Source organism: Desulfobotulus mexicanus, from assembly GCF_006175995.1.
Taxonomy (GTDB): domain Bacteria; phylum Desulfobacterota; class Desulfobacteria; order Desulfobacterales; family ASO4-4; genus Desulfobotulus; species Desulfobotulus mexicanus.
In genome coordinates this window covers 70,246-95,000 of sequence record NZ_VDMB01000014.1, presented here as the reverse complement: position 1 = coordinate 95,000, position 24,755 = coordinate 70,246, and the positions used below count along the sequence as shown (strand labels likewise).

Sequence of the window (24,755 nt, the reverse complement as noted above, 5' to 3'; positions counted from 1 at the left end):
CGGTAAACTCTGAGTATCAGAACAAGATAATGGAGCTGACAGAAGCAAATAATGATGTGGAAAACCTTTTAACCAGCTCACAGATAGGAAAAATCATTCTGGATGATAATCTCTGCATCCGAAAGTTTTCTCCCCATACCACCCATCTTTTCAATCTCTTTGAAAGCGATACTGGCAGACCCCTTATTCACCTTACACACCGCCTAAAAGATTTTGACCCTGCAAGAACGGCGCGTATGGTTCAGGATACGGGGAAACCCATGGAGCTTGAGATTGAATCAGAGCAGGGCTACAGTTATCTTGCCCGTATTCTTCCCTACAGAGTTTCACCAAAGGTACACTCCGGTGTTATCATGACATTCATCGACATAACAGAGCTTCAGAAAGCCAGAAAAAAAATGCTGCACCAGGACGAAGCCCTCAGGGATACTATGCAGATTGCCGGAATAGGAAGCTGGTATTATGAGCCGCAAAATAAAGAGTTTCATGCCTCCCATGAAATCCGCCAGTATATACCTGAATTCTCCAATAAAATTGATTCATTCCTGAGCATCCAGCATGCAAAGGGCACATCCTCACTGAAACAGGCCATGGAAGATGCAGAGAAAAAAGGCAGCCCCTTTGATATTGTTTTCATGGCAAAAACCATTGACAGTAAAATTGTATGGCTACGCTGCATCGGAAATCCTGAATCCGATCACCACAAACGCATCATCCGCATCACCGGTGTTCTTCAGGATATTTCAGAGTTCAGGCAAATGACAGCAGACCTTGAACGGGCCGCAGCCCGCCATGATTTTCTATTTGAAACCATGGACAAAGGTATAGTTTACCAGAAAAAGGACGGAAAAATCATTGATGCCAATCCAGCAGCCCTTGATATCCTTGGACTGACAAGGGATGAAATTATGGGACGCACATCAAAAGATAAAAGATGGAAAGCCATGGACGAAGAAGGGAAAAACCTCGAAGAACAGGACCATCCTTCCATGACAGCCCTTAGAACTGGCAAAACTGTTAGAAATTTTATCATGCAGATTTTCAACCCGAGAACCAAAGAAACTAAAAAAATACGCGTTGATGCAATTCCCATCTTCTGCAATGAAAATAAAACAGCTGATCAGGTTTACACCATTTTTGAAGACATCACGGCCACAGGCCATAATCCCAACAAAGAAAATGCCCCACTCTGAACAGATCCCAACAGGACATCCTTTACAAGAACCTTCAATGGGCTTATCGTTGCTCCCGAACAAGGTCCGCTTCCAGACCCGAACCCATTGGAATTTGGCTTTTCTTACAGTCCCTTTACTCTTCTGCAAGGAGTTTTTTGTGAAACCTTCCCAGACAAGGCTTTATCCCGAATACCCTGCCTCCATCTGGCTACTCGGGCTTCTGCTGATGCTGAAAGCCCTTTTCTGGCTCTTTGCCAATCCACTCATAGAAGAACCACTGCTTGGCATAAAACATGTCATCACCACCCTGCCCTTTCTTTTTCTCTGGAGGGCTGTGTGGAACCGGAAAAGCTGGGCTGTCAAAGCAGCCATGGGGCTGACGGCTGCAGATCTTCTTTTTTTCCTGTTTTTTTTCCCTTCCGCCCTTCTGATACCCTTTGATATCTATCCCATTGAAATCCATGCCCTTCAGGGACTTTCATGGTTTCTTTTCGCTTTTTTAAATATAATAATCACACTCTGCTCTGCCATGATCGGATATGCTGTAAATATAATGATCCTGACTACCGGTTTTTTTGCATTAAAAACAAGCTTGCTGGCAGAAGCTGAAGCTGAGACCTGATTTAAATTTTAAAAAGAGATTAATAAGGAGGGGGAATGGCTGGTCTTCGTATTTTTTCTGATTTTGCCTGCCCATACTGCTATCTGGCAAAGGCTATGGTGGAAAAAACAGGAAAAGGTCTTTCTTTTTCCACCATATGGGTCCCCTTTGAACTGCACCCGGAAATTCCTTATGATGGTATTGCCTTAACAGATTTTTATCCAGGCTTGGATACAGCTGCCTTTACCCGTAAAATCAACCTTAAGGCAGCTCCCTTCAGTATCCATTTCTGTGAAACCAAAAGAATGGTAAACTCCGGAAGAGCTATACGTGCAGCAGAATTTGCAAGGGATGCAGGTTGTTTTGATATCTTTCATACAGCCGTATTTGAAGCACTTTTTACAAGAAATCAAAACATAGGAGATCCTGAAATCCTCAGAAAGATTGCCGCAGAACAAGGCCTTGATCCTGATGCCATGGATAAGGCCATTGACAGTCATATCTATGAATCAAGACTCCGCACTGCTGCCATTGAGGCTGCAGAACGAAATATCCGCATTACACCAAGCTTTGTGGTTCCGGGACATCCTCCCTTTGCAGGCCTTCCTTCGGAGGAAAAAATGCTGTTTCTCTTAAAACAGGCAGCTTCACTGTGAAATCCATTTCTGACCATATAATCCAGACTCGGAGAATGCGCCTTATACCCGTCTGCCCGATACTGCTGGAAGCAGAAAACCTTTCTTTCAAAAAACTTTCCAGGCTCCTGAATGCTGAAATCCCTGAAAAATGGCCACCTGCAAGCCTTTTTCCCCTGAAACACTGGTTTCAGGAAAAGATAACAAGCCATCCGGATAAAACAGGATGGTTTTTATGGTATGGCATTCTCGAAAGAATTCAGACAGATATACTCATAATGAGCTGCGGGTTCATGGAACCACCCGATATTAATGGCGGAGTGGAACTAGGCTATGCCCTGCTCCAGCCATGGCAGGAAAAAGGACTTGCCAGTGAAGCCGTACAGGCTCTTCTGGACTGGGCCTTTTCCCATCCACATGTCACCCATGTGCGGGCCCACACAGCCAGAGGTAATCTCGCTTCTTCCCGAATCCTTGAAAAATGCGGTTTTATCAAACTGGCACCCGAGGCAATGAAACCCGCCATTGATCGTTACATCTGCCATGGGAATGCATCCGATTTCAAAGATTTTCAGGAACCGATGCCATAACAAGAATTTTCCTCACCATGGCCCCATCCACAGCCCTGTCCTCTCCCAGCCTGAATCCCCGACGATCAAGAATATCCGCCACCATAGAAACAGCTTCCAGGGGAATGCCATAGTCCGAAAGCCGCACTCCAAGTCCCATCCTTTTAAAAAATACTTCCGTTGCCACAATTGCCGCTTCAGCCGGATCACCTGCATCGTCAACTCCCAGAACCCTGCGGCCATACTGCTCAAGCTTGGTTTTTTTATGTTCTTTACGCACCCGCAAAAGGGCAGGAAGGACAATGGCCAGAGATTCCGCATGGGCCAGTCCGAAAGCTGCCGTCAATTCATGACCTATCATATGGGTTGCCCAGTCCTGTGGAACACCACAGCCAATGAGTCCGTTAAGGGCCTGTGTGGCACACCACATTATATCCGCCCTCACGTCATAATCGTTGGGATTTTCCATAAGCTTTGGCCCCTGCTCCAGGAGGGTCAGGAGCAGTGCCTCTGACTGTCTGTCCTGCAAAGGAGCATGGATGGCATGGGAAAGATACTGTTCCAGTACATGGACCCATGCATCCACCACACCACAGGCGCTGACATGGGAAGGCAGGGAATAGGTGGTTTCCGGATCCAGAATGGAAAAACGTGGAAAAACCTTTTCCGATGCAAAGGGAAGTTTGGCTCCTATGGAACGCCTTGAAATAACAGATCCTGCGTTCATTTCTGAACCTGTTGCTGCCAAAGTAAGAACAGAACCAAAGGGAAGGGCTGTTTTTATTTTTGCCTGACCCGTCACAATATCCCAGGGATCACTGCCATTATGACAGGCTGCCGCCACAATGAATTTTGCCGCATCAATGACAGAGCCACCTCCCACGGCAAGGATAAAGTCAATTTTTTTCTCTTTTATTCTTTCTACAGCTTTCATACAGGTATCATAGTCAGGATTAGCCTCTATGCCTGAAAATTCTTCCCATTTACGGGATTTCAAGGCCATGGTCACCTGATCAAAAACTCCGTTGTTTTTTACGGATCCACCACCCGTCAGGACAAGCACAAAAGCATTTTCCGGTATAAGCCTATCCAGATCTGCAATTTTGCCCTTTCCAAAAACAATACGAACGGGATTGCAAAACTCAAAATTTTTCATCTGTGCTCCTTTTTGATTTCTGATTACTATCCTGACTCAGCAACAGTTTGCTGAGCCGGTTGTTGTCAGACCATAATACGAGCGGATTTTTGATTCAGGCAGGAATAAGACCTTGCCCTACAAAAGTTATTTACGCCTCTTTTTTGCAGATATACCCTTTCCGGGTTCAAACTGGCAACCACACAAAATCTGGCCTTACAATTTTACCAGATTAAGGTTCGCATAGCTGAATGACACCAGTAAACAGATAAAAAAACCCGAAATTCCGTAAGGCTGTAAGGCATTCGAAATTCCGGGTAATTTTTTCTTCTTAACTGATATCTCAGCACAAAAAGTGCATCATCTACCAGAAACGGCTTTTGTATGGACGTGTTTTATCTTCAGGATCACGGATGTAAAGAAGCCTTACCTGCTTTTTACCATTTACGGAAAGAATTATTTCACTAACCTTTACAAGTGTCCAGCGAATGGCAAATGAAAACGCTTCATTACGTTGTCCCGGATCAAACTGCCGCAGCCATGTACATTTTCCCATGGTTGGCACTTCGATCTCATTGTCCATGAACAGAAAAACCCCACTGTCCGTGCACTGTATTGTTGCATATTTATAAAAAATCACTTCCATGTCTCCGGTGTTCTACAATTATAATCCCAGAATATGATTTACCGGAAACACTTCTCCCTTGCAATACCCACTTAACAAAAGCGTTTTTTAATTTTTATCTGAATCCGTGGCAAACAAATTGATATAGACTGAAAACATCTTTTAATACATGTTCATAGGGCACTAAATTAACATTTTTTACTTTCAGTACATATCAGAAAATATGCCACGGATTCAGATTGTGTCGAATTATTAAAATCTATTTTTTCCTTTTTTTTGCGTCCTGCAGAGCCTCTCCCATGGCCCTTTCCGTACATTCAAGCCAGTTCCAGTAACATTCATTCTGATGATCCTGATTCTCTTTTACCTGTGCTTCTTCCTCCACTCCTCTTCTTGCCAGCATGTTGCCCTCCACACCATACTTTAGGTTTTTGATGCGCCGCACCCCCGTTTGCGGCTCCTTTTATTAAAACAGTGTCAGGATTGTTAGCAGCTCATATTCAAAGAATCAATAATAAATTAAACATCTGTTGTCTTTTTTAAAAAAAAAACAAAAAAAATCTGACACCTCCCATGCTGCGGGATGTCAGATTCTCTGAAAATAAAGGGGCATTGGAACTTTCTGTCCGCAAAAGTCTGTAAGGGCTGCACACGGACAGAAAGCCCAATACTGGGGACTTACAAGAAGAACCTGTACCGGGTGGGAGGGGGGAGACCGGTTCAGTATCTTCCGGAGCGTGTGGAGGAACGCTCCTTTTCCGAAGAGGTTGATTATTTATTCCCATAAACATGGTTTTGTGTACATAGGATGATACCCTTATTTTCATGGGGCTTTTTCCTGATTATTCAAGAAATGTCCGGACGAAAACGCCTGTATTGTACGGCCTCCGCCAGATGGCTTTCCATAAGAGCCTCAGATTGTTCAAGATCTGCTATGGTTCTGGCAATTTTAAGAACCCGGGATACTCCCCTGGCCGACAGGCGCAGACTTTCCGCTGCGTAGGATAAAAGCTTTTCTCCTGCGTAATCCGTCCTGCAGAACTCTCTTATTGCCGAAGCATCCATGGCGGCGTTGCACAAATATGGCCTGCCGGAAAAACGCTGGGCCTGTATTTCCCTTGCCCTTACAACCCGCTCCCTTACCCTGAGGGATGACTCCCCCTCTCCGGCACGCCGAAAATCCTGATACGCAAGGGAAGGAACCTCTATCTGTATATCCATTCTGTCCATCAAAGGGCCTGATATTTTACCCCGGTAACGATCCACTGCCGATGGAGCACACCTGCACCTGCCGTCAGGTTCATCGGCGTACCCGCAGGGACAGGGATTCATGGCTGCCACCAGCATTATTGATGCAGGAAAACGAACCGTACAGGAAGCTCTCGAAACCATCAGCATACGATCTTCCAGGGGCTGGCGCAGCATATCCAGCAGGCTTTTCCTGAATTCAGGAAACTCATCCAGAAACAAAACTCCTTGATGGGCAAGACTGATCTCTCCCGGCCGGGGATGACTTCCGCCACCCACAAGACCAGCATCACTGATGGTATGATGAGGTGCCCTGAAGGGCCTTGTCACCACAAGACCAGTGCTGGAATCCAGAAGTCCTGCTGCTGAATAAATCCGGCTGGTTTCCAGGGCTTCATCAAAGGAAAGGGGAGGCAGAATGCCAGGCAGGCGGCGTGCCAGCATGGTCTTGCCTGATCCGGGAGATCCACTCATAAGAAGATTATGGGAGCCGGCAGCAGCAACCTCAAGGGCTCTTTTGGCATGATCCTGACCTGCGACGTCCTTTAAATCCGCATCCCATACGGAAGTATTGAGGCATGAAAAATCAACGGGCTCCTTTGGCTCAAGAAGCTTCCGTCCCGCCAGATGATCCACGGCTTCTCCAAGATTTTTTATACCAAAGGCAGGAATTCTTCCCGATGCCGCAGCTTCCGCCACATTGGCAAGGGGAACAAGAAGGCCCCGGATATGAGCAGCATCCGCAAGGGCAGCCACGGCCAGAGCCCCGCGTACAGGATTCACACGTCCATCCAGAGACAGTTCCCCCAAAGCCAGATGGGAACCCACAACATCCGGGGGCAAAAAACCGGATGCGGCAAGAATACCGAGGGCAATGGCAAGGTCAAAACCCGTACCCTCCTTTCGGATATCCGCCGGAGAAAGGTTTACGGTAATCCGCCCCTTGGGAAAACCATAACCACCATTACGCAATGCCGTTCGAATACGATCCCTGCTTTCCCTTACCGCTGTTTCCGGAAGTCCCACAATCTGAAATACGGGAAGTCCCCTTCCCACATCCACCTCTACGGTTACGGCAATGGCATCAACACCGATAACGGCAGCGCAGCAGCTTCTGGCAAGCATATTTTTAACTTTCTTTTTACCGGATTAAATAAAAATATGGATTTCCATAAACAGTTTTGTTTTAATAGCCCGACATCTAGGAGGATGCAATATACAAAAAAGGCAGGAAACGGACTTTTTATGGCATTACGATCTAAGCAACAGACCCTTGCTGCACCCATATCCTGTTCAGGTACAGGGGTGCATTCCGGAAAAGAAGCCACGCTTACAATAAAACCTGCGCCTGAAAACCACGGAATCCGCTTCTTCCGGACAGATCTTCCCGGCACCCAGGGAATTCCAGCCCTTTTCAGCCGGGTTGTGGATACCAGCCTCGCTACGGTGATTGGAGAAAACGGCATCATCGTTTCCACCATTGAACATCTCATGGCAAGTTTTGCCGGGATGGGTATAGACAATGCCCGCGTAGAACTGGACAATTACGAAATGCCCATCATGGATGGCAGTGCTGCTGTTTTTTCACAGAAAATAAAAGAGGCCGGTATTATTGTACAGGCCGCTCCGAGATCCCACTTCATAGTGACCCACCCCATTGAAATTGCTGACGGTGATAAGTTTGTAGGAGTCTATCCCGATGAAGATTTCCGTATCACCTGCACCATAGAATTTCCCAATCCTTTAATCGGCAGACAAACCATCAGCATCCTGCTGGATGATGACAGCTTCCTTACAAAAATTGCACCAGCCAGAACCTTCGGATTTCTCCATGAAGTGGAATTCATGAAACAGATGGGGCTTGGCAGGGGAGGCTCACTGGAAAGTGCTGTGGTTGTCAGTGGAGACAGCATTATCAATGAAGAAGGCCTTCGATTTCCGGATGAATTCGTCCGGCATAAGCTTCTGGACTGTATCGGAGACTTTTCCCTCATTGGCATGCCCATACGGGGCCACATTAAAACCATTAAATCCGGCCATCTTTTCAACCATCATTTTATAACAGAGTTTTTTAAAAACAGGAGATGCTGGGAAACCATGACTCCTTCCGAATCATAAAAAGGTTCCATTCCCAAAAAAGAAAATGGAACCTTTTTAAGTATCTTTTAAAACAATTTTAAAAGTATTCAGCTGATGGCAACCAGCTCAATATCAAAAACCAGTGTTTTCCCGGCCATGGGAAAATTGGCATCCACAGTTACATCCTCACCATCAATACCGGCAATACGGATGGGAATAACCGTACCGTCTTCCATGCGGCTCTCAAGAATCATCCCTTCCTCAAGCTCCATACCTTCAGGAAAAAGACTTTTTTCGTATACAGCCACAAGCTCGGGATTGTGAGGGCCATAGGCTTCCTCAGGGGGCAGGGTAAACTTTTTCTTTTCTCCTACGGCCATACCAAGCACAGCCGCATCAAAACCGGGAATCATCTGACCACTGCCCACTTCAAAGCTTAAGGGTCCGCGACCTTCTGAAGAATCAAACATTTCACCTTCCGGAAATGTTCCCGTATAGTGCACCTGAACCTGATCGCCTTTTTCCACCTTACGCATCAAAACATCCATTTCCGGCTGACGGGGATAATAAAAAAAGGGAGGGGTCAACCGGATACCTCCCTTTTCTGTTCATCTTTATCCACCTGAGGCAGATAAGAATACTGTGTGATGGAACAATTGTTTTCCTGAAACACTATTCAATTACACCGAAAATATATTTCCTCTCCGGTCAAATCCCTGCTTCCAGATAAAAACCTTCTGTTCCTTCTGCATCACTGGCGCTCAGACCTTTTCAAAAAACTCCTTTTCCGAATCGCAGACCGGGCACAGCCAGTCTTCCGGAAGATCCGCAAAAGACGTTCCTGCAGGGATACCATTGTCCGGATCTCCTTCCGCAGGATCATACACATAACCACAGGGACATTCATACTTATCCATTTCAAAGCCCTCCTTTATGTGAAATTTCTGCTTCGCATTCTGACACAGGAAAGATCCATGCACAAGCATGAAAAACCTCAGCGTCAAACAAAACGGAAGCATATTATGCAGCTGCAGCAGAAAATTCAATTCTCCAAAGAAAAAAGGAGGACCGCAACAGGCAGTCCTCCCTTTATAATTCAGACAACAGCTTACTTCATACATCCTTTAGGCAAAAGCTCACAGGAAATCAGTGGGGTGTTGTATCCCCTGTTTCCTGCTTAATACCTACAACCATTTTGAAGAGCAGGGTCAGAACCAGAAAGCCTGTGGCAAAAATGCCCATGCTGATCACAAGCTCAAGAGCCGTTGGCGCATATTCTGTGTACTCATGCAGGGGGTTGGGAACAAAACCTCCCGTTACAAAACCAAGTCCCTTATCAAGCCAGGTACCGATGAAAACAATACCACAGATCCATGGCAGCAGAGAAAGGTTGTTTCTGTATTTTGGTATCAGAAGCAGAACAATCCCGGTAACCATAAGAATCATGGATGCCCACATGAAGGGTACCAGATTCCCCGTTCCCCAGAACAGATAAATGAAGTGATCCATATGCTCAGGATTCTGGCTGTAGAAGACCACAAATACTTCACAGATAAAGAAAAACACATTGGCAATAAGGGCATAGCAGACAATCTTGGAAAGAGTCCGCAGGGCTTTATCACCGGAGTCAAAACCAGTGGTTTTCTTAAGAATGGTGGCCAGAATAATCAGGAAGGCCGGACCTGCTGCAAAGGCGGAAGCCAGGAAGCGGGGAGCAATAATGGCAGAAAGCCAGAAGCCCCTTCCGGGCAGACCACAGTACAGATAAGCCGTAACCGTATGGATACCAAAGGCCCAGGGAATGGAAATAAGAGCTAAAATTTTCACCCACTTTTTGGCAGGAACACCATTGCGTTCCGCCTCAAGCACATTCCATCCCACAAGAATGTTAAGGAAAAGATAACCGTTGAGAACAATCATATCCCAGAAAAGCATGGAATCCGGACTGGCATAAATGATTACGTTCATCAGACGGGAAGGAAAACCCATGTCTGCAATAATGAAAAGCAGACACATGACAATGGAGGCAATGGCCAGAAACTCACCGAGAACGGTAATCCTGCCAAAGGCCTTATAATCGTGAAGATAATAGGGAAGCACCAGCATAACCCCCCCTGCGGCAACACCCACAAGGAAAGTAAACTGGGCAATATAGAAGCCCCAGGTCACATCACGGCTCATACCTGTGATGACAAGACCCTGATCCAGCTGCTTCATCCAGGCAAGTCCCGCCACCCCGATGATCAGCAGCAGGGAGGCGATCCATATCCAGTACTTGCTGCTTCCTTTGATCGCTTTTTCCAGCATGGTCACCTCACACTATGTAATAGACGGAAGGGCTTGTACCCAGACTTGGCTTCCGTCGGATGGTGGTATTGGCTCTGAGGGCCTTACGGACATTGGAGTCGGGATCATCCAGGTCACCGAAAAGAATAGCGCCTTTGGACACTTCCACGCAGGCAGGCATCTGGCCTCTGGCCAGGCGCTCATCGCAGAAGTTGCATTTTTCCACAACCCCGATCATACGATGGGGATACATGGGGTCCATTTCCTTGATAAAAGGCTTTGGATCCCGGAAATTAAAACTTCTGGCTCCGTAAGGACAGCCAGCCATACAGAAACGGCAGCCGATGCAACGGTGAAAATCCATCATGATAATGCCATCTTCCCGCTGGAAAGTGGCCTTGGTGGGACATACCCGCACACATGGAGGATTCTCACAATGATTGCACAGGGCAAGGATGGGAGCATTTTTAAGCTGATCGGAAAGGTAACGGGCTTCCTGCATGGGAAAAACATGCTTGAATGTCGAAGGCCAGATCCACTTCAGCTCCTGCTTCCCTTCAATGCCGGGAACATTATGTATGCTGTGACAGGTCTCCTGAATTTTTGCCGCAAGATCCGCATCAATCTTACGGGTATCAATCACCATGCCCCAATGGCCAGCCTTGAGACTTTCCGACCGATGCTTAAACCTGGCTCCTGCGGCTTGTGCAGCCTTTTCTTCCTTCGAACCCGAAGAGGCAAAGGCAGTCAGCACAGAACCCGTTCCTATACCGATGGCAGAGACACCGGCAATTTTCAGAAACTTGCGTCTGCTTTCCTTCATCACTTATTCTCCTTTGACGGGTCTATGTGGCATTCCCAGCAGTAGAGTGTACCCACACCTGTATAATCATGACAGCTGTCACAGAATTCAGCAGTGGAGGTATGGCAACCGAGGCAGGAGTTTTCCCCGGAAGAAAGACTCATATTGAACTCCTGTCCGCTTTCACTCACATAGACATGCTTGCCTTCACGTACCACCACATCCCGCCACTTATCAAGAAGAGCCATGTGGTTGGCAGCCATCCATTCCTTGGATTCCACGCAGTTTCCGGCTTTTTTGGCTGCTTCGGCAATGACAATCTCCGGGGCAGCACCGGACTTACCGGCATTCAGCCAGAAGGGCAGCGTAATCAGCACCGCCAGCACAAGAAGTCCCGCAAGGACTTTCAATTTATCACTCATCTGCGCCCTCCGCATTCTCTAAAGGTTCAAAACGCAGGTTGGTTTCCCTTTCATGCTCTCCGTCCAGAACCAGGGCATTACCCACCAGTTCATGCAGACCGGTGACAGAAACGCCAGGCACCCAGTAATCCATGAGAGGAGGCAGAACAGCACGGTCGATGGCGCAGACACATGACAGCATATTGACACCGTATTTATCATGGACATGCTTGACAGCATTGGCCCTTGGCAGCCCACCACGCATACGGAGTTCCATAATTTCCTCGGTGTTCAGACCGGAACCGGAACCACAGCAGAAGGTTTGCTCCCGAATGGTGTTTTCGGGCATTTCATAGAAGTTATTGCATACATTCTGCAGTACATAACGGGGCTCATCCAGCATACCCATGGCACGGGCCGGGTTGCAGGAATCATGGTAAGTAACCTTGAGATGATCGTTACGGCCGGGCTTCAGGTTCAGCTTGCCATTACGGATCAGGTCTGCAGTGAACTCAGCAATATGAACCATTTTTGTGGATGCGGCATTCTTAAACACCGTACCCGTAATCGGAGATTTGGGAATCTCCATTTTCGGACCCGTGGGACCATTCATGGTATCCATATACTGATTGATAACCCGCCACATATGACCACATTCACCACCAAGAATCCACTTTACACCCAGACGCTCTGCCTCGTGGTACATTTTGGCATTGATCTTTTTCATCATGTCTGAAGATGTGAACAGACCGAAGTTACCACCCTCGGAAGCATAGGTGCTGATGGTATAATCAAGACCAATGGCCTCAAACAGCATCAGATACCCCATATAGGTATAGGTACCGGGATCGGCAAAGGCATCACCGGAAGGCGTGATGAAAAGAACTTCAGCACCTTTACGGTTAAAGGTCGGGTTGGGCCTGACACCGGTTATTTCCTCAATGTCATCACAGAAGAAATCAATGATTTCAACCATGTTCTGGGGCTGAATCCCCAGATGGTTACCCGTACGGGAACAGTTGGCCACGGGATCCTTGATCCAGTTGATATTCAGACCAAGAAGGTTCAGAAGCTCACGGGCCATCATGGTAATTTCTGCCGTGTCAATGCCGTAGGGGCAATACACGGAGCAGCGGCGGCATTCCGTACACTGATAGAAATAACTGAACCACTCTTTAATCACCTGAGGGGTGAGTTTTCTGGCTCCTGCAATGCGTCCCAGTATCTTACCTGCCATGGTAAAATCATTGCGGTAGATGGAGCGCAGCAGCTCCGCCCTGAGTACGGGCATGTTTTTGGGATCACCGGAACCGATGTAGTAATGACATTTATCGGCACAGGCACCACAGCGGACACAGATATCCATGAATACCTTCAGGGAGCGGTATTTATCCAGTCTCTCCTTGAAACCTTCATGGATGATTTTCTGCCAGTCCGGCGGCAGTTGCCAGTCTTCATCTGACGGGCTCCAGACCCTTGCATTGGGAAGCCCGAGATATTCCAGAGTCTTCGGCTTGGCCGGGTAACAGAACCTTCCTTCGGAGAGATCCGGTGGAACGTCCATCCAGCTCTCTTTACCCGGTGTCCTGTCTATCTGGATCAATTCATCCGCATTGGGAATATCGACCATGGTTTACTCCTTCTTTTCCACCGGCAGGCCGGCCTCGATCATCTTCTCTCTGAATTCGTCCTCATAATCCGCATAGGTAACGAACTTCAGCTTGGGATTCCAGGGATTAATATGACGTACGGCCCGGCTGTTGTTTGCCATATTCCTTGTGGGGCTCAGGAAAATACCGCCGGAGTGCATCAGTTTTGAGAAGGGAAAATAAGCAAACAATACGCAAACAAGGAAAAAGTGGGCATAGAAAAGACCACCTATACCTTCAGGCACCACAGGGCTGAAGGTGGCAAGGCTCATGGTCATCTGCTTCACCGTGAAAATATCCACCTTGGCAACATAACGCATCAGTATCCCTGTACCTGCAATGGAAGCAATCAGCAGAACCGGAAAATAATCCGCTGTAAGGGAAATGTAGCGTACCTGGGGAATAAGGATACGGCGGGCAAAAAGGAACAGGGCCGCACCCAGAAGCATGAAGCCGGAAAGCATGATACCGGGAAGCCCGATCTGCAGAATGCCATCCAGCATTTCCACCACCTTGAGAAGGGCGGGGATGGGCTCCAGGAAAAAGCGAAGATGCCTTACCAGAACCACAAGGAAGGAATAGTGGAAAATCAGGCCGAAAAGCCAAAGCCAGATTTCCAGGTTATAAACGACCTTTCCTTCACGGATCTCGTTTTTCGTATTGCGGAAAAGAGACCGGAAAAGAAAGATTTCCAGCAGCATGCGCACAAGAACATCCCTCTTATTCGAGGGATTGTCGTACTTGGAGTGCTGGATCCAGGAAAAAGATTGCTGCTGCCCGCAGGTGGTCGGAATGCGGAAGGGGACAGGGGATTTTACCCATCCCAGCATCCGCATGGCGAACCCTGCAAAAAACAGCACCATGGCGGCATAGGGTATGATGACCCCAAACAGATAGGGCATCCCGCTTCCACCGGCATAGCCGATCAAACCGAGAACCAGTACCGCCGCAAGGGAATAAAGCAGGTGTTGATTCATGGACACTACCTCTCTCTTCGGCAAGAAACACCGATCCGGAGTTAACTCCGGTCCAAAATTGATTCTGCCGACAGCGATAACCCGGCGACTCTAGCCCATTACCGCTGCCATTAACCCCTATAAACAGGACTTTCCTTAGTAAAGAAAATCCGTATTTACAATGCTAAGAATCTTTAAATCTGTTCTTAAGAAAAAAGATTCTGCCCATTCATACGGACTGAAAATTTACCCTGAGGATAAAAAAAGCTGATAATACAACACCTTCTCAGTTAGTTATGGCTTCTTTTTTTTCTGCTGCATCCTTCTGCATTTTCCTGAAAATCCGCTGGGGAAGAATATCCACCCCCAGATTTTCCACCTCACAGAGAATGTCCGCCTTTTCCAGAAGATTAATGCTCCTTTCCACCACATGACGGGATTTAAAGGACCATATCTGTTCCCTGCAGGCCATGTAAAGACTGAAGGCTATCAGGGAAAGATCATCCACCCTCTTGTCAAAGGCATAGAGCAAGGACTGATTTTTTTTATCTTCCAGTATTTTTGAGCCCAATGCTTCACGGGCAAGATCTTTGAGATAAAAAACAAAGGTCACCGCTTCTTTAGGCGTAAACTCCTGTACTGCACGGATACGGATGAGGGGGTCCAGAAGTTTTTCAAGTTCCTCATCCCCAAGCCCTTCCACAAGACCCTTGAGTACTTCCGGAAGAACTGTACGAAGAGTATGTCCGACGGGATTGGCAAAAGGATCTTTTTCATTGAGAAAAAATGACTGGCTGCGCCTGGCAGGATAGGTTCCGGCTACAAGCGTTATCCAACGTTCCGCCATTTTTTCCCTGCTGTTTCCAAACAAAGCTTTAAATTCCATCCTTCTCCCCTGCCCTGCAATTTAAATAGGGTTTTGCAGTCCCCCCTGATCCGGTTACTGAATGACTTATCATCATGAATGGCGACTTATACTCGATGCCTCCTTTATATGTCAAGAATAAAAGCAAAAATAAGGACTTATCACCCTACAGAAACATGATCATCACAGAACACACTATAAGTGTAAATTATTAGCACAACATACCATATCTTGATAAAAATCAAGTATCCACCCAGCATGTCCGGCTTTCTTTACATTATTTTTCACAAAGGCTTTTTATTCCCACTATTCAGGTAAAACACTATGGGTTTCAGGAAGGACAGGCCCATTCTTTCTGTTAAACAATAAAAAATCATGGGAGTCAAAAAACATTTAAGCCCTTTCAAAAACCTTACAGACACAGCCTTAACATATCTGAAAAAAAATAATAACAAGCAATAAAAGGATAAAAAACAATGATTCATTTTTAAATTCAACTTAAGACAATCAGGGCTGCAACAGCTTACTTCCGACCCGAAGCTGTTCCAGAACTTCTTTCATCGAACCTGTGCGCTTGTTTCAGCAAAGAGCAGAAAACTCTTTTCTTAGATCCTGCCCGATCCAAAAATCAGAGCTGCTGATCTTTCGAAAACATCAGTAGGAATATAAGAAATCCCACCCTTACCATGCCTCACCTAATGTTCCGGATACTGAAGATTTTTTTCATACGGCCATAGATATGAACAAATTGGAGCGCTGCCTGCTGGCCAATGGTTTTACACCGGTTCATGTGGAACTGACCCGCAGGGATCTGCCTATTCCCGTGGTGAGAAGCCTTGTTCCGGGGCTGGAAATTCTGGGAGATTTCGACAGGTTTTCAACGGTAAACAGGCGCTTGTTTACCCGTTATCAAAGGCTTATCAACAACTGAACCTCCCCATGGCTAAAGCCAGGGGGTTCTGACAGCAAAGGCTGCATCTCTTCGTGGCTCTCGCCTTGCGGCTACAGCATCCACGACCTCGATACATTCCGATCTGTCTTTGACGGACGAACAGCTCTGTCTCCGGATACCGAAGCTCGAAGGCACAGACCTCCGATTTGCTGTTTCWSTTACCCTTGACATCGCCCGTCGCAGCAGCGGTTCCGCAGCCGACCAGTCTTTATTCGCCTGATGGATGCCAAGGGTGTTGTTGCTACAATGTTTTGCCAAAAAAGCCGAGAATAGATCYCTTTGAGCCSTTACACCACAACTGCAAATATGATGACGCTGGCTAAGGGATTTTTTCTTGTCAGTGCCGCAGATACAGGTTTGGGAAAGGCGGGTTGTCCGGGTATTTATCAGCTCAACACCACCGCCAGCATTTGCAGCTTTGCGGGTTATTTCACTGACAAACATTCCTGGACCACGCACTGAAACACTGCGGCCATAGTTTTTCTGGAAGGATTTATAAGATAATTGTTCCGTCTTTACATTTTTGCCAAGGCTTAGAATTTTGTTGCAAAGCTCTCCATGCTGTTTTTTTCTGGTTGCAGCCAGTTTTCTTTGACATTCAGCAATCTGTTTTTGGCGTTTTTTGTATCGGTTTGAGCGGTGCCATTTCCGTGAGCCTTTTTTTACGGTTCCATCCTCATTGTAGTTATCGGGATTGCTTGTCCTGCGGCTTCTGTCCTGGGCTCGCTGTTTGCGTCTGATTTCTTTCCATGGCTGGACGACTTCATCACAAAATTGCGTCAGAACAGCATCTTTTTTGCCGACAATGGCAATGGTTGAAGGGCCAATATCCAGACCGCATATATCCTCTGAAATCTCATTTTTTCTCTTTTGATGGGGTTTTCCCTCAAGAACAAGCTGAACAAACCAGCAGATTTTACCTTTGATGGTCCGTTTTACAAGACGCAGATATTTAACCCGGCATGAAAGGGCATGAGCCTCGACACCATGTTTATCCTTAAGATCAAACCTTGGAGCTATATCAAGACCGTTCCAGAGAACACGTCCCTTCCTCCATCGAATACCCGAAGCATTGCTTTTGCCTTCAATGGAGGTGAACCAACCGTATCTTTTGAAACGGGGTCTTCCCCGTCCACCAAAGGCATATTCTTTTACGGCATTAAACGCTCTTGAGGCTGTCTTCTGGATTGTGAATGCATCAAGGTGATCCCCAAGCCAGCAGGCTTTACAGGTTTTTGCTGCAAAGGCATGAATGCTGTATTCTTTAAAATCAAACCTGTTATTGCACTCATTGAATAGGGCAGTTCTTTCTTTACTTTTGGGAGTTTTGCGCGCAGCCTGAAACATCTTTGATTCACGCATGAGATCCAGCCTGCGCAAGGACTCACGCAAGCAGGCGTTGTACAGGTTCCTTCCCGCATCCAGACGCACATCAAGCACTGCCTCGTCATGGGGTGTTGTTATCAGCGGTATCTCATGTATGAAAGTTTCAGTCATCGGTTCTTCTGTTCCTCGATGTACTGTTTAATTATGGAAAGAGGCGCACCTCCTACCGTTGCCACAAAATAACTGTTTGTCCAGAGAGTTGGCAGGCGGGACTTTATAGTTGAAAATTCCTTGCGTAGTATCCTTGATGAATAACCTTTAAGCTGCTTTACCAACCTGTGAATGCCATATTGGGGATCAACTTCTATCAGCAGATGCACATGATCCGGCATAATTTCCAGTTCAATGACCTCAGATTGACGCTCAGAAGCAACTTGATTTATAAGATCTTTGAGCCGTTCAGCAACGGCTCCTGTCAATACTTGTCTTCTATATTTTGGACACCATATTACATGGTATTTACAGGAGTATACGACATTGTTATTGTTTTTATATTTCATACCTGATTTATATATCAAGAAGCTGTATATTTCAATACAAATCAATTCAAAACCGTCGCCTTATATCCCCATGGCTAAAGCCAGGGGCTTTACGGCGACTTTCGGTAAATGTTCATAACCCCGTAGCAGCCCTTCAAAAACACTAAAGACTTCTCACCGCCATCCTGATTCGGTAAAAACTGGCCGAAGGAAAACTTATCCACATTTTTTCAACAATAAAAAAGGTCTTTTCGACCCTTTATCAAATACATCTAAACCTCCCATGGCTAAAACCATGGGGGCTTACTGCAGTGCTTTGCCAGAAAAGGCTGAAAAAAAATCCCTTTGTACCGCAACGTCACAACAGCAGACATCATGACGCTGACAAAGGGATTTTTTCTTAACAATATGGATGGAAGATTCCGGTACCACCGTAACCCCATCCAGCAGCCTTTCCATAAAGTTCTGATGGTTCATGCTTCACCCCGCTTTTTCCGGCTCTCTTTTTAGCCTGCTGTTCCAAGGCGGTGATTGTTTTCAGGTAGTCGGTTTCGACCTGTTCCAGTGTTTTGCTTTGTACTTCTTGTATTCCACTTTGGCCTTCTCTTCTGCCTGAGCGTGTGAAATAGAACCGGCGGTATCGAGGAGTTTTAGACCGGCGGAGGAGAGGATATTGTCTAACTCACGGACGAAATCTGCCATCCGCATTTCCCTTTCTTCGATGGCGTTCAGTTCTGCCAAGTCGAAGTAGGCGGATACGAGGTTATTGAGTACGCGCAGTTCCTGTTCAGAAAGGTAGTTTTTGGCGATCATTGCTTCGGCCTGTGTGGGCTGCGTTCCTTTGAAGTTGGTCATGCCGGCAAAGGGCTTGGTAGAAAAATCGGAAATTCCGATTTTTCTACCAATACTTGGAATGGTGATTCTCACGGAAGGTAAAATAACTTGAGAATATTTTGCCCAAAAGGTGGATATTTAAGTGAGACTCTACACTGCACCTGCAAACAGTCCGGGCACCTTACATAAACACTGTATTTTCAAAACAATACCATACAACAGATTCTATAAAAGTTCAGGATTCTGGATGAATTATTGGTTTAAACACAAATTTTTCAACTTCCTCATACTTCACAATACCATCAATTTTTTCAAGGCCAATCCTTTCAAGGGAATGACCTTTCAGAAGGGCAATAACGGGTTTAATAATTTTTTCCTGAATATCCGACGCAGAATTCAGACTGGTAAGGCGCAGGGTGAAGGCCCAAGCCTGTTCTTCCCAAGTAGAAGCTTCTGAACTCCAATTGATAAAGAAATCATTCTGAAGAATTATTTTCTCATCTTCTTCGTTACTAAGATCTGGCCCCATAAAATTTTCTTCATCATAATTTATGAGATCACCAAATAGACAGACATGCACAAGTGGTTCTTTATTAGGTGCCTTTTCGCAGCTCATACCCTCCCCCATAAGGCTTACCTGAATACACAAATAGCGAAGATGTTTTTTCGTACTTTTACCCAAACCAAGGCTAATGCTGTAATCCATACATACCCATCCTGCATCATCATAGATCCAGCTATACAACCAATTTTCAGACACATAAATTTTAGGATCTTTTTTTAAAGAAGCAATTTCCGGCTCAAACTGAAGCTTGATAAGATCCATCATGCTTTCAATTTCCTGCCCTGCCTTTGCAATCAATTGCGCACTCTGATGGATGGCTTTGCCGATTTCTTTTTTTTCATTTAGATTTTCCATGTATCCTCCTTATGCGTTAAAAAAAAGTGTTGATTCATATGCAGGTATAATGATGCACGGCATCCAGATAAACCCTGTAAAACCTGTCCAAAAAACAGTATTGTTACTGGATACTTCTAAGCAGGCATCTGACAGGGTAATACGATCGAAACCAAAGAAAGGACGCAGACCAAGTTTGGGAAGAACACCAAGGATCTGCTCAATCCATGTTTGTAAATCTTTGTGCTGCTGTCTGTTTTCCCTTTGCATGGTACTTAAAACAGAAAGAACAGCATCCCATGAAAAGGCCTGAAGCCTGCCATTCCATACATCTTCTTCCTGTTCTGCCTTGATTGCCTCAATTGTATTTTTTCCTATAAAAAGATGAAATGCTTTTTCCTGTTCTTCAGGAGAAAGGAATATCTGCCACTGCTTGTGGAGCTGCTTTTCACTTAAACCGGAACCCCATTTCATCTCCACAAGAAGAACTCGTTTTTCTCCATCCCTCCATGTAAGTGTAACGAACAGATCCGGCTCTATGTTACTTCGTTTTGGCCAGAAGTGCATTTCCCCTGAAACAGGGAAGCCATCGGGCAGATCTGAAACATGGCGTGAAAGGAGAAGTTCTTTCCAGAAAACACCCATGATCTGTGGTGGCATGAGGGCAAGGGGACCAAGGAGCATCGCTGTCAGCTCATCCTCTTCACAAACTCTTCGCTCCCCACTTTCCCGATGCCCAAGATACCTTCTGTAAAATTTACTTTTTTTCCCCGTGATTGCATGCAGCATAGGCAAACCCCTTTTTTTTTATGGTTTTTAATCATCACCCCACTCGTCATCTTCGTCATCCCAATCATCATTATCAGAAAGATTATCAAGCTCTGAAGCAAGATTATAGAGAAATGCTTTGTTTCTTTTTTCGATACGGCGGAGTGTAACCTCCGCTTTTTTTGCCACATCCGGATTCCGGTCATTAAGCAGGATTTCCAAAACTTCTTCCGGAATATGACGGTTTTCTGCCAGGATTCCCCGGACTATCAAATTATCACTCTTGCAAAGATATTCTGCATAAACGAGCCTTTCGGGCTCTTCAAATTTTCTAAGATCATACGCTATGGATTCCTGAATGGTTGCATCCCCGGTCTGAAGCAAACGCAGAACGTCTTCTTTTTCCAGTCTTTGCATGTGGTGGTTTACCAGCTTTCTCAATACACTTACCTGAGAATCTCCCAGTAGTACACGGATGGTTTCATCATCAATATTTTCCTTCTCGGCCATGCATTCCCTTACCGAGGGAATAGGGTAATAGGCAAGCTCAGAAAATACTTTTGCAGCCTCTGGTCTATCAGGAATAAAGTCCACTAAATATTCAGAAACATCCTCATAATTCAGAACAAAAACCTTATCATTGACAAGAATTTTTACTTCCGCTTCCATAGCGTTCTCCTTATGTTATGGTTTCTTCCGTTTCCAGCTTCAAAAACAGGATACACCACAAAGGCGACAGGTAGCGTCACATTCCATAAAGTTCAACCATATTTTTTATGGTTTCTTTCATCTCTTCCCCCAGTCTCTTTGCTCCTAATACGATCGAGCCCTATTTGTTATGAACCAATTACATAAGTTTCTGATTTAGAAGGTGACTCAATAAAGCGAAAAGTACCGCTCACATCAGTAAGTATTCCTTATTCATCAACACCCAGTCTGAGTCTACACGATTAATACCACCTCTATTTCTTTTATTTTGGGCTTGTTGAGACGTATGACACTGACAAAATATCCTTGACTTTTTATACATAAAGTCAGAATTTATACCTTCATCGATAGAATAAACAACTTTCAAACCACAGGCTTTACGCAACGCATTAAATGTCTCTTTTCCGAGGCAAATTACAATCTTAGGCTGAACTATGTCGATCATGGGTACAGCAAACTGCTTAGCAGCCCGATATAAGTCAGCCGCAGGTATTTTTGCACTCATTGATCCTGGTTTGATATAAGGAAAGAGATTGGTTGAATAAATATCTTCAAGGTTTTTTTTAAAATGCTTTTTTAACAAATTTTTAAGATTAACATTTGTTCGAACATTAGGAGTATACCCAAGCCTTAATGTTTCTTGGCATATGCTATTATTAAAGCTATCAGATGAACACCAATCTTGCAAAAACACCAGAATATCCGAATCAGAATTATGGGATGATTTGCTATACGGAGAAACAAAGTCACACTCCCATATTCCATTCTGATAATCACCTATGGAAGTATAGCCATTATATCTTGTTTGTTGGCGTAATTTAGAAAGTTTTAATAATTCTTTATCCTTATTCATCGCTCCCCCTGTGAAGTTTTATGTTCTTTTGTTTATCAAGTTATAATCCACTTATGCTCTATATCATCTACATATGTGAGATTCAGAGTAGTCGTTCCATCATATTGTGAAGAACCAAACCTTGTACTCATAAACTCTTTAACCACCCAACCTTCAGGCGTTTTCAATCTGCTTAAAGATATTACATGATTAGCTGTTCTAGTTTCTGAAATGGTTTCCCATTTAATTTCAAGATTTTCCAAAACCCATTTTTCCTTGCTATCAGGAAAAAACAATATAGCCGATCTTTTATAAACTCTGGTAGAATCATACATACATCTCACTAGCCAACCATTTGGAATTTTAGCTAAAAATGCCTTAACACGAAGATGTGAGCATACCTTTGTGAATTTTAATTTTTCATGACGTAAAGTGACCATTATGCCTCCTTTTACTATGGTTTCTTCTGTTTTCAGTATCAAAAACAGGATACACCACAAAGGCGACAAGTAGTGTCACATGTCATAAAGTTCAACCATATTTTTTATGGTTTCTTTCATCTCTTCCCGCAGCTCCTTTGGCTCAAGAACTTCCACAAAGGAACCAAAACCCAGAAGCCACCACCAAAACTGCAAAGAATCAGGCACTTCTGCTTCCAGGGTCACATAATTCTCATCCATATCCACTATTTTTTGATCCGCAGTAAGCGGTGTTTCCATAAGGTGGGCCGCCACTTCCCTGTCAAAGCGAAGTTTTACGCAAAGAGGATTGTTTCCCTGAACATAGCTGAAAGCGCCCCCATCAATGTAGCCCTGCAAAGAAAACCCATCTGGCACCACAACAGCCTCATCCTTCATTTCAGCAGAACGCATACGGTGCAGGGCAAGCTGTCTTACTGAATCCAGAGAATTGTAGCCCCAGATGGTACAAACGAGGTACATCACCTGATCCATCACAACAATCCCCAGAGGATTGACATGCCCATAGCTCACTGCCCCATCCTCACCCCTGCGCTGATAGGTGGCTGAAAAGCATTTTTCCTCCAGAAGACAGCCATAAACCGTATCCAGAACTCCGGTGTCCACGACAGGTGGAAGAAGCGGCTGGGTTCGGCTCAGCATTTTTACCTTGTTAGGCCATTTTTTCAGGGGATTGTGGGTATCGGTATCCAGTGTTTTTCTGGCAACTTCAAAATACTGATTAAGATTTTTAAGCACTGCAACGGGCATGAGGGATGGAAGAAAGGTTTCTATCATTCTGAAGGTAAATGCAGACAAGGGGTCCATACCGGGCAAGGTTTCAAAAGGCGCATCTTTTTCCCACATCCAGCCAAGGGGTTTTTCTTCATCATTACAGATAGGGAAAAACCCAGATAATGTGTCAAGATCCCTTTGAACCGTTCTCAGGCTGACATCAAATTCCATATCAAGAAGCTTTGAATGGATTTCTGAAGCACTTATTTTACGGGGAGAACGGGGAATCATCCTGATCATACGGATATAACGGACACTTGTACTGACGTGCATGGATATTCCTTCCTGAATCAAATATGGGCTACTCAAACCAGTAATAATTTTCCGGTTCCGAAAGAGGGATCTGGTGCACCTCTGCCATTTTTTTTACCATATATTCCAGTACAACAATCTTCCGTGTTGGCTTTTCAATTTCAAAATTAATGGAAAAAGCTTCTTTGAAATTACCTTCCCAAATATGCTGCTTGGCAAATCTTGCCATCAGAGATTCCCTGCTATCGCTTTTTTCGGAACAGGATACCCATTCCATGGCCTGTTTCCGGCACTCTCCTGCTTTTTCCAATTCATTTTTTTTGCTGTAATAGCTTGCAAGCTCAGCCATTATGTCTGCTTTGTGCTCAAAGGTCTCACTGTCTGAAATCATTTTCCCAAGGCAGGTGAGAATAAAATCCGTCTGAATTTTCCATCCTTGCTTTTCACAAAAGCCTAAAAAATCCATCATTAAAACAACTTGATCCATAGGGTTTTCAAATCCAAGAACCATCTGCATGGCTTCATCAAAATAATCCAGCATCCCATGCTGCACGGCAACCACACTTAAAGCATAAATTCGAGGCTCACTCTTTTTGATCTTTCTGCATATGGCAAAAGCTGCTTCAAGATCTTCTGCTACTTCTGCATAATATTCTGTCATGCCAGCCATACCCCATTCCCTGATATAATCGTCTTCAATGGACATGACATATTCAAAAACAGAAGCGGCATTGGTGGCATCCATTTGATCCATTGTGTGAATCATGGCATTCCATGCCTGAATATCCAGTTGGCAGGATTCATTGGGGGGCGGATTATCTGGCGAAGACGCAGGATTCTTTCCGTCTGCATTCAGAGGGTTTTTAAAAACTTCTGAAGCAACAAAATGAAGGAGGGATAAAAGGGGCATGGCAGGTGGCAGGTCATCCGGATTAAGGGGGCTTTTTCCTTCCATCGTCAGCGTCCAAAGGTCATCATTTTCCAATTTCTGAAATGAAATTTTTTCACAATCTCCCTGCTGACAGATCTGGCGTAAATGCATGGCAGTTTCTCCCGGAAATTTTTAGGTACGGACTTTATAAAAGCACAGTCCAGGAGAGTATAATACAGCCATGCGTCATGTGGTGTCATATTGATGTTCAGGGGAGAAATTTTTAAAAACAATCTTAAAAACTCCCGTCCCCTAACTTCGTACAAAATCGTGTCCCTTGATAACTGTTGCCTGACGCAGGCAGGATCTGCACTATGATAAGACCTGCCTCGGGGGGCTGAGTCCATAAAAAAGGTCTGCGGGGCACCAGCAGCTGGGAAAAAGCAGAAAAAACGAAAGTCAACGGATGAAGGTCTGCCCGCCGACCTGAGATTCC

At 45.2% G+C, this 24,755-nt stretch carries 29 protein-coding genes (1 of these 29 running past the window's edge); 6 read left to right on the top strand and 23 right to left on the bottom strand.

Features of this window, described 5'->3' with window-relative positions; genetic code table 11:
- From FIM25_RS11555 to FIM25_RS11540, 4 genes are all read left to right on the top strand, one after another.
- Nucleotides 1-1,193: the 3' end of a chemotaxis protein CheB gene (locus FIM25_RS11555; RefSeq protein WP_139449455.1), read on the top strand. It extends 2,140 nt beyond the left edge of the window; 1,193 of the gene's 3,333 nt are visible here — the last part of the coding sequence; its start codon lies off the left edge, out of view; its stop codon occupies nt 1,191-1,193.
- A gap of 139 nt (nt 1,194-1,332) precedes the next feature.
- On the top strand, nt 1,333-1,797 hold the full coding sequence (locus tag FIM25_RS11550; RefSeq protein WP_139449453.1) for a hypothetical protein: 465 nt from the start codon (nt 1,333-1,335) through the stop codon (nt 1,795-1,797).
- Between the two features lie 35 nt (nt 1,798-1,832).
- Nucleotides 1,833-2,432 (top strand): DsbA family oxidoreductase, encoded by a 600-nt coding sequence (locus FIM25_RS11545; RefSeq protein ID WP_139449451.1) that lies wholly within the window; start codon nt 1,833-1,835, stop codon nt 2,430-2,432.
- Nucleotides 2,429-3,001 carry a GNAT family N-acetyltransferase gene (locus FIM25_RS11540; protein ID WP_139449448.1) on the top strand — a complete coding sequence of 191 codons (573 nt, stop codon included), beginning with the start codon at nt 2,429-2,431 and terminating at the stop codon, nt 2,999-3,001. The genes FIM25_RS11545 and FIM25_RS11540 overlap by 4 nt, the downstream gene beginning before the upstream one ends.
- Here FIM25_RS11540 and FIM25_RS11535 read toward each other — a convergent pair.
- The 4 genes from FIM25_RS11535 to FIM25_RS11525 form a co-directional block, all read right to left on the bottom strand.
- On the bottom strand, nt 2,973-4,136 hold the full coding sequence (locus FIM25_RS11535) for an iron-containing alcohol dehydrogenase (RefSeq protein ID WP_139449446.1): 1,164 nt from the start codon (nt 4,134-4,136) through the stop codon (nt 2,973-2,975). The two genes, FIM25_RS11540 and FIM25_RS11535, sit on opposite strands and share 29 nt — an antisense overlap.
- 343 nt (nt 4,137-4,479) lie before the next feature.
- A complete protein-coding gene (locus tag FIM25_RS11530; protein ID WP_139449444.1) occupies nt 4,480-4,755 on the bottom strand; it encodes a hypothetical protein in 276 nt (91 codons plus the stop codon).
- 244 nt (nt 4,756-4,999) lie between these two features.
- Complete coding sequence (locus FIM25_RS17105; protein ID WP_179953322.1) at nt 5,000-5,185, bottom strand: hypothetical protein; 186 nt, start codon at nt 5,183-5,185, stop codon at nt 5,000-5,002.
- 401 nt (nt 5,186-5,586) lie between these two features.
- A complete protein-coding gene (locus FIM25_RS11525; RefSeq protein ID WP_139449441.1) occupies nt 5,587-7,113 on the bottom strand; it encodes a YifB family Mg chelatase-like AAA ATPase in 1,527 nt (508 codons plus the stop codon).
- 120 nt (nt 7,114-7,233) lie between these two features.
- Between FIM25_RS11525 and lpxC the strand changes: the two genes are divergently transcribed.
- Nucleotides 7,234-8,106, top strand: coding sequence for a UDP-3-O-acyl-N-acetylglucosamine deacetylase (gene lpxC / locus FIM25_RS11520; RefSeq protein WP_139449438.1), 873 nt, complete (start codon nt 7,234-7,236; stop codon nt 8,104-8,106).
- A 68-nt stretch (nt 8,107-8,174) separates the two neighbouring features.
- On the opposite strand, the gene FIM25_RS11515 is transcribed toward lpxC, so the two are convergent.
- The 8 genes from FIM25_RS11515 to FIM25_RS11480 all read right to left on the bottom strand — a co-directional run bounded on the left by FIM25_RS11515 (nt 8,175) and on the right by FIM25_RS11480 (nt 15,047).
- Nucleotides 8,175-8,654: an FKBP-type peptidyl-prolyl cis-trans isomerase gene (locus tag FIM25_RS11515; protein WP_218961401.1), complete on the bottom strand. Its 480-nt coding sequence runs from the start codon at nt 8,652-8,654 to the stop codon at nt 8,175-8,177.
- A gap of 174 nt (nt 8,655-8,828) precedes the next feature.
- Nucleotides 8,829-8,984, bottom strand: a complete 156-nt coding sequence (locus tag FIM25_RS11510; protein ID WP_139449436.1) for a rubredoxin — start codon at nt 8,982-8,984, stop codon at nt 8,829-8,831.
- A gap of 229 nt (nt 8,985-9,213) precedes the next feature.
- The gene (gene dsrP, locus FIM25_RS11505; RefSeq protein WP_139449434.1) at nt 9,214-10,374 is read right to left on the bottom strand and encodes a sulfate reduction electron transfer complex DsrMKJOP subunit DsrP; all 1,161 of its coding nucleotides are present in this window, start codon (nt 10,372-10,374) and stop codon (nt 9,214-9,216) included.
- 7 nt (nt 10,375-10,381) lie between these two features.
- A complete protein-coding gene (gene dsrO / locus FIM25_RS11500; RefSeq protein ID WP_139449432.1) occupies nt 10,382-11,176 on the bottom strand; it encodes a sulfate reduction electron transfer complex DsrMKJOP subunit DsrO in 795 nt (264 codons plus the stop codon).
- Nucleotides 11,176-11,577, bottom strand: a complete 402-nt coding sequence (gene dsrJ, locus FIM25_RS11495; protein ID WP_139449429.1) for a sulfate reduction electron transfer complex DsrMKJOP subunit DsrJ — start codon at nt 11,575-11,577, stop codon at nt 11,176-11,178. The genes dsrO and dsrJ overlap by 1 nt, the downstream gene beginning before the upstream one ends.
- The gene (gene dsrK / locus FIM25_RS11490) at nt 11,570-13,186 is read right to left on the bottom strand and encodes a sulfate reduction electron transfer complex DsrMKJOP subunit DsrK (protein ID WP_139449426.1); all 1,617 of its coding nucleotides are present in this window, start codon (nt 13,184-13,186) and stop codon (nt 11,570-11,572) included. Before dsrK ends, dsrJ begins: the two co-directional genes overlap by 8 nt.
- A gap of 3 nt (nt 13,187-13,189) precedes the next feature.
- Nucleotides 13,190-14,182: a sulfate reduction electron transfer complex DsrMKJOP subunit DsrM gene (gene dsrM, locus FIM25_RS11485; protein ID WP_139449425.1), complete on the bottom strand. Its 993-nt coding sequence runs from the start codon at nt 14,180-14,182 to the stop codon at nt 13,190-13,192.
- A 265-nt stretch (nt 14,183-14,447) separates the two neighbouring features.
- Entirely contained in the window at nt 14,448-15,047 is a 600-nt protein-coding gene (locus FIM25_RS11480) for an RsbRD N-terminal domain-containing protein (protein WP_139449423.1), read from the bottom strand.
- 712 nt (nt 15,048-15,759) lie between these two features.
- Here FIM25_RS11480 and FIM25_RS11475 point away from each other — a divergent pair.
- Nucleotides 15,760-15,957 (top strand): hypothetical protein, encoded by a 198-nt coding sequence (locus FIM25_RS11475; RefSeq protein WP_425456383.1) that lies wholly within the window; start codon nt 15,760-15,762, stop codon nt 15,955-15,957.
- A 12-nt stretch (nt 15,958-15,969) separates the two neighbouring features.
- Here FIM25_RS11475 and FIM25_RS11470 read toward each other — a convergent pair whose 3' ends face one another.
- The 11 genes from FIM25_RS11470 to FIM25_RS11425 all read right to left on the bottom strand — a co-directional run bounded on the left by FIM25_RS11470 (nt 15,970) and on the right by FIM25_RS11425 (nt 24,430).
- Nucleotides 15,970-17,475, bottom strand: coding sequence for a zinc ribbon domain-containing protein (locus FIM25_RS11470; protein ID WP_139449419.1), 1,506 nt, complete (start codon nt 17,473-17,475; stop codon nt 15,970-15,972).
- Nucleotides 17,472-17,864, bottom strand: a complete 393-nt coding sequence (tnpA, locus tag FIM25_RS11465) for an IS200/IS605 family transposase (protein WP_139449417.1) — start codon at nt 17,862-17,864, stop codon at nt 17,472-17,474. Before tnpA ends, FIM25_RS11470 begins: the two co-directional genes overlap by 4 nt.
- A gap of 282 nt (nt 17,865-18,146) precedes the next feature.
- A complete protein-coding gene (locus FIM25_RS17100; protein ID WP_179953314.1) occupies nt 18,147-18,320 on the bottom strand; it encodes a hypothetical protein in 174 nt (57 codons plus the stop codon).
- A 60-nt stretch (nt 18,321-18,380) separates the two neighbouring features.
- Nucleotides 18,381-18,770: a RhuM family protein gene (rhuM, locus tag FIM25_RS11460; protein ID WP_218961399.1), complete on the bottom strand. Its 390-nt coding sequence runs from the start codon at nt 18,768-18,770 to the stop codon at nt 18,381-18,383.
- A gap of 142 nt (nt 18,771-18,912) precedes the next feature.
- Entirely contained in the window at nt 18,913-19,596 is a 684-nt protein-coding gene (locus tag FIM25_RS11455; RefSeq protein WP_139449415.1) for a hypothetical protein, read from the bottom strand.
- A gap of 9 nt (nt 19,597-19,605) precedes the next feature.
- Nucleotides 19,606-20,364, bottom strand: a complete 759-nt coding sequence (locus FIM25_RS11450) for a hypothetical protein (RefSeq protein ID WP_139449413.1) — start codon at nt 20,362-20,364, stop codon at nt 19,606-19,608.
- Between the two features lie 27 nt (nt 20,365-20,391).
- Nucleotides 20,392-21,012 carry a hypothetical protein gene (locus FIM25_RS11445; protein WP_139449410.1) on the bottom strand — a complete coding sequence of 207 codons (621 nt, stop codon included), beginning with the start codon at nt 21,010-21,012 and terminating at the stop codon, nt 20,392-20,394.
- 229 nt (nt 21,013-21,241) lie between these two features.
- On the bottom strand, nt 21,242-21,904 hold the full coding sequence (locus FIM25_RS11440) for a uracil-DNA glycosylase family protein (RefSeq protein ID WP_139449408.1): 663 nt from the start codon (nt 21,902-21,904) through the stop codon (nt 21,242-21,244).
- Nucleotides 21,905-21,939: 35 nt separating this feature from the next.
- Entirely contained in the window at nt 21,940-22,323 is a 384-nt protein-coding gene (locus tag FIM25_RS11435) for a hypothetical protein (protein WP_139449406.1), read from the bottom strand.
- Nucleotides 22,324-22,398: 75 nt separating this feature from the next.
- Nucleotides 22,399-23,409, bottom strand: a complete 1,011-nt coding sequence (locus FIM25_RS11430) for a helix-turn-helix transcriptional regulator (RefSeq protein WP_139449404.1) — start codon at nt 23,407-23,409, stop codon at nt 22,399-22,401.
- Nucleotides 23,410-23,437: 28 nt separating this feature from the next.
- Nucleotides 23,438-24,430: a hypothetical protein gene (locus tag FIM25_RS11425; RefSeq protein ID WP_139449402.1), complete on the bottom strand. Its 993-nt coding sequence runs from the start codon at nt 24,428-24,430 to the stop codon at nt 23,438-23,440.
- Nucleotides 24,431-24,755: the final 325 nt, after the last annotated feature.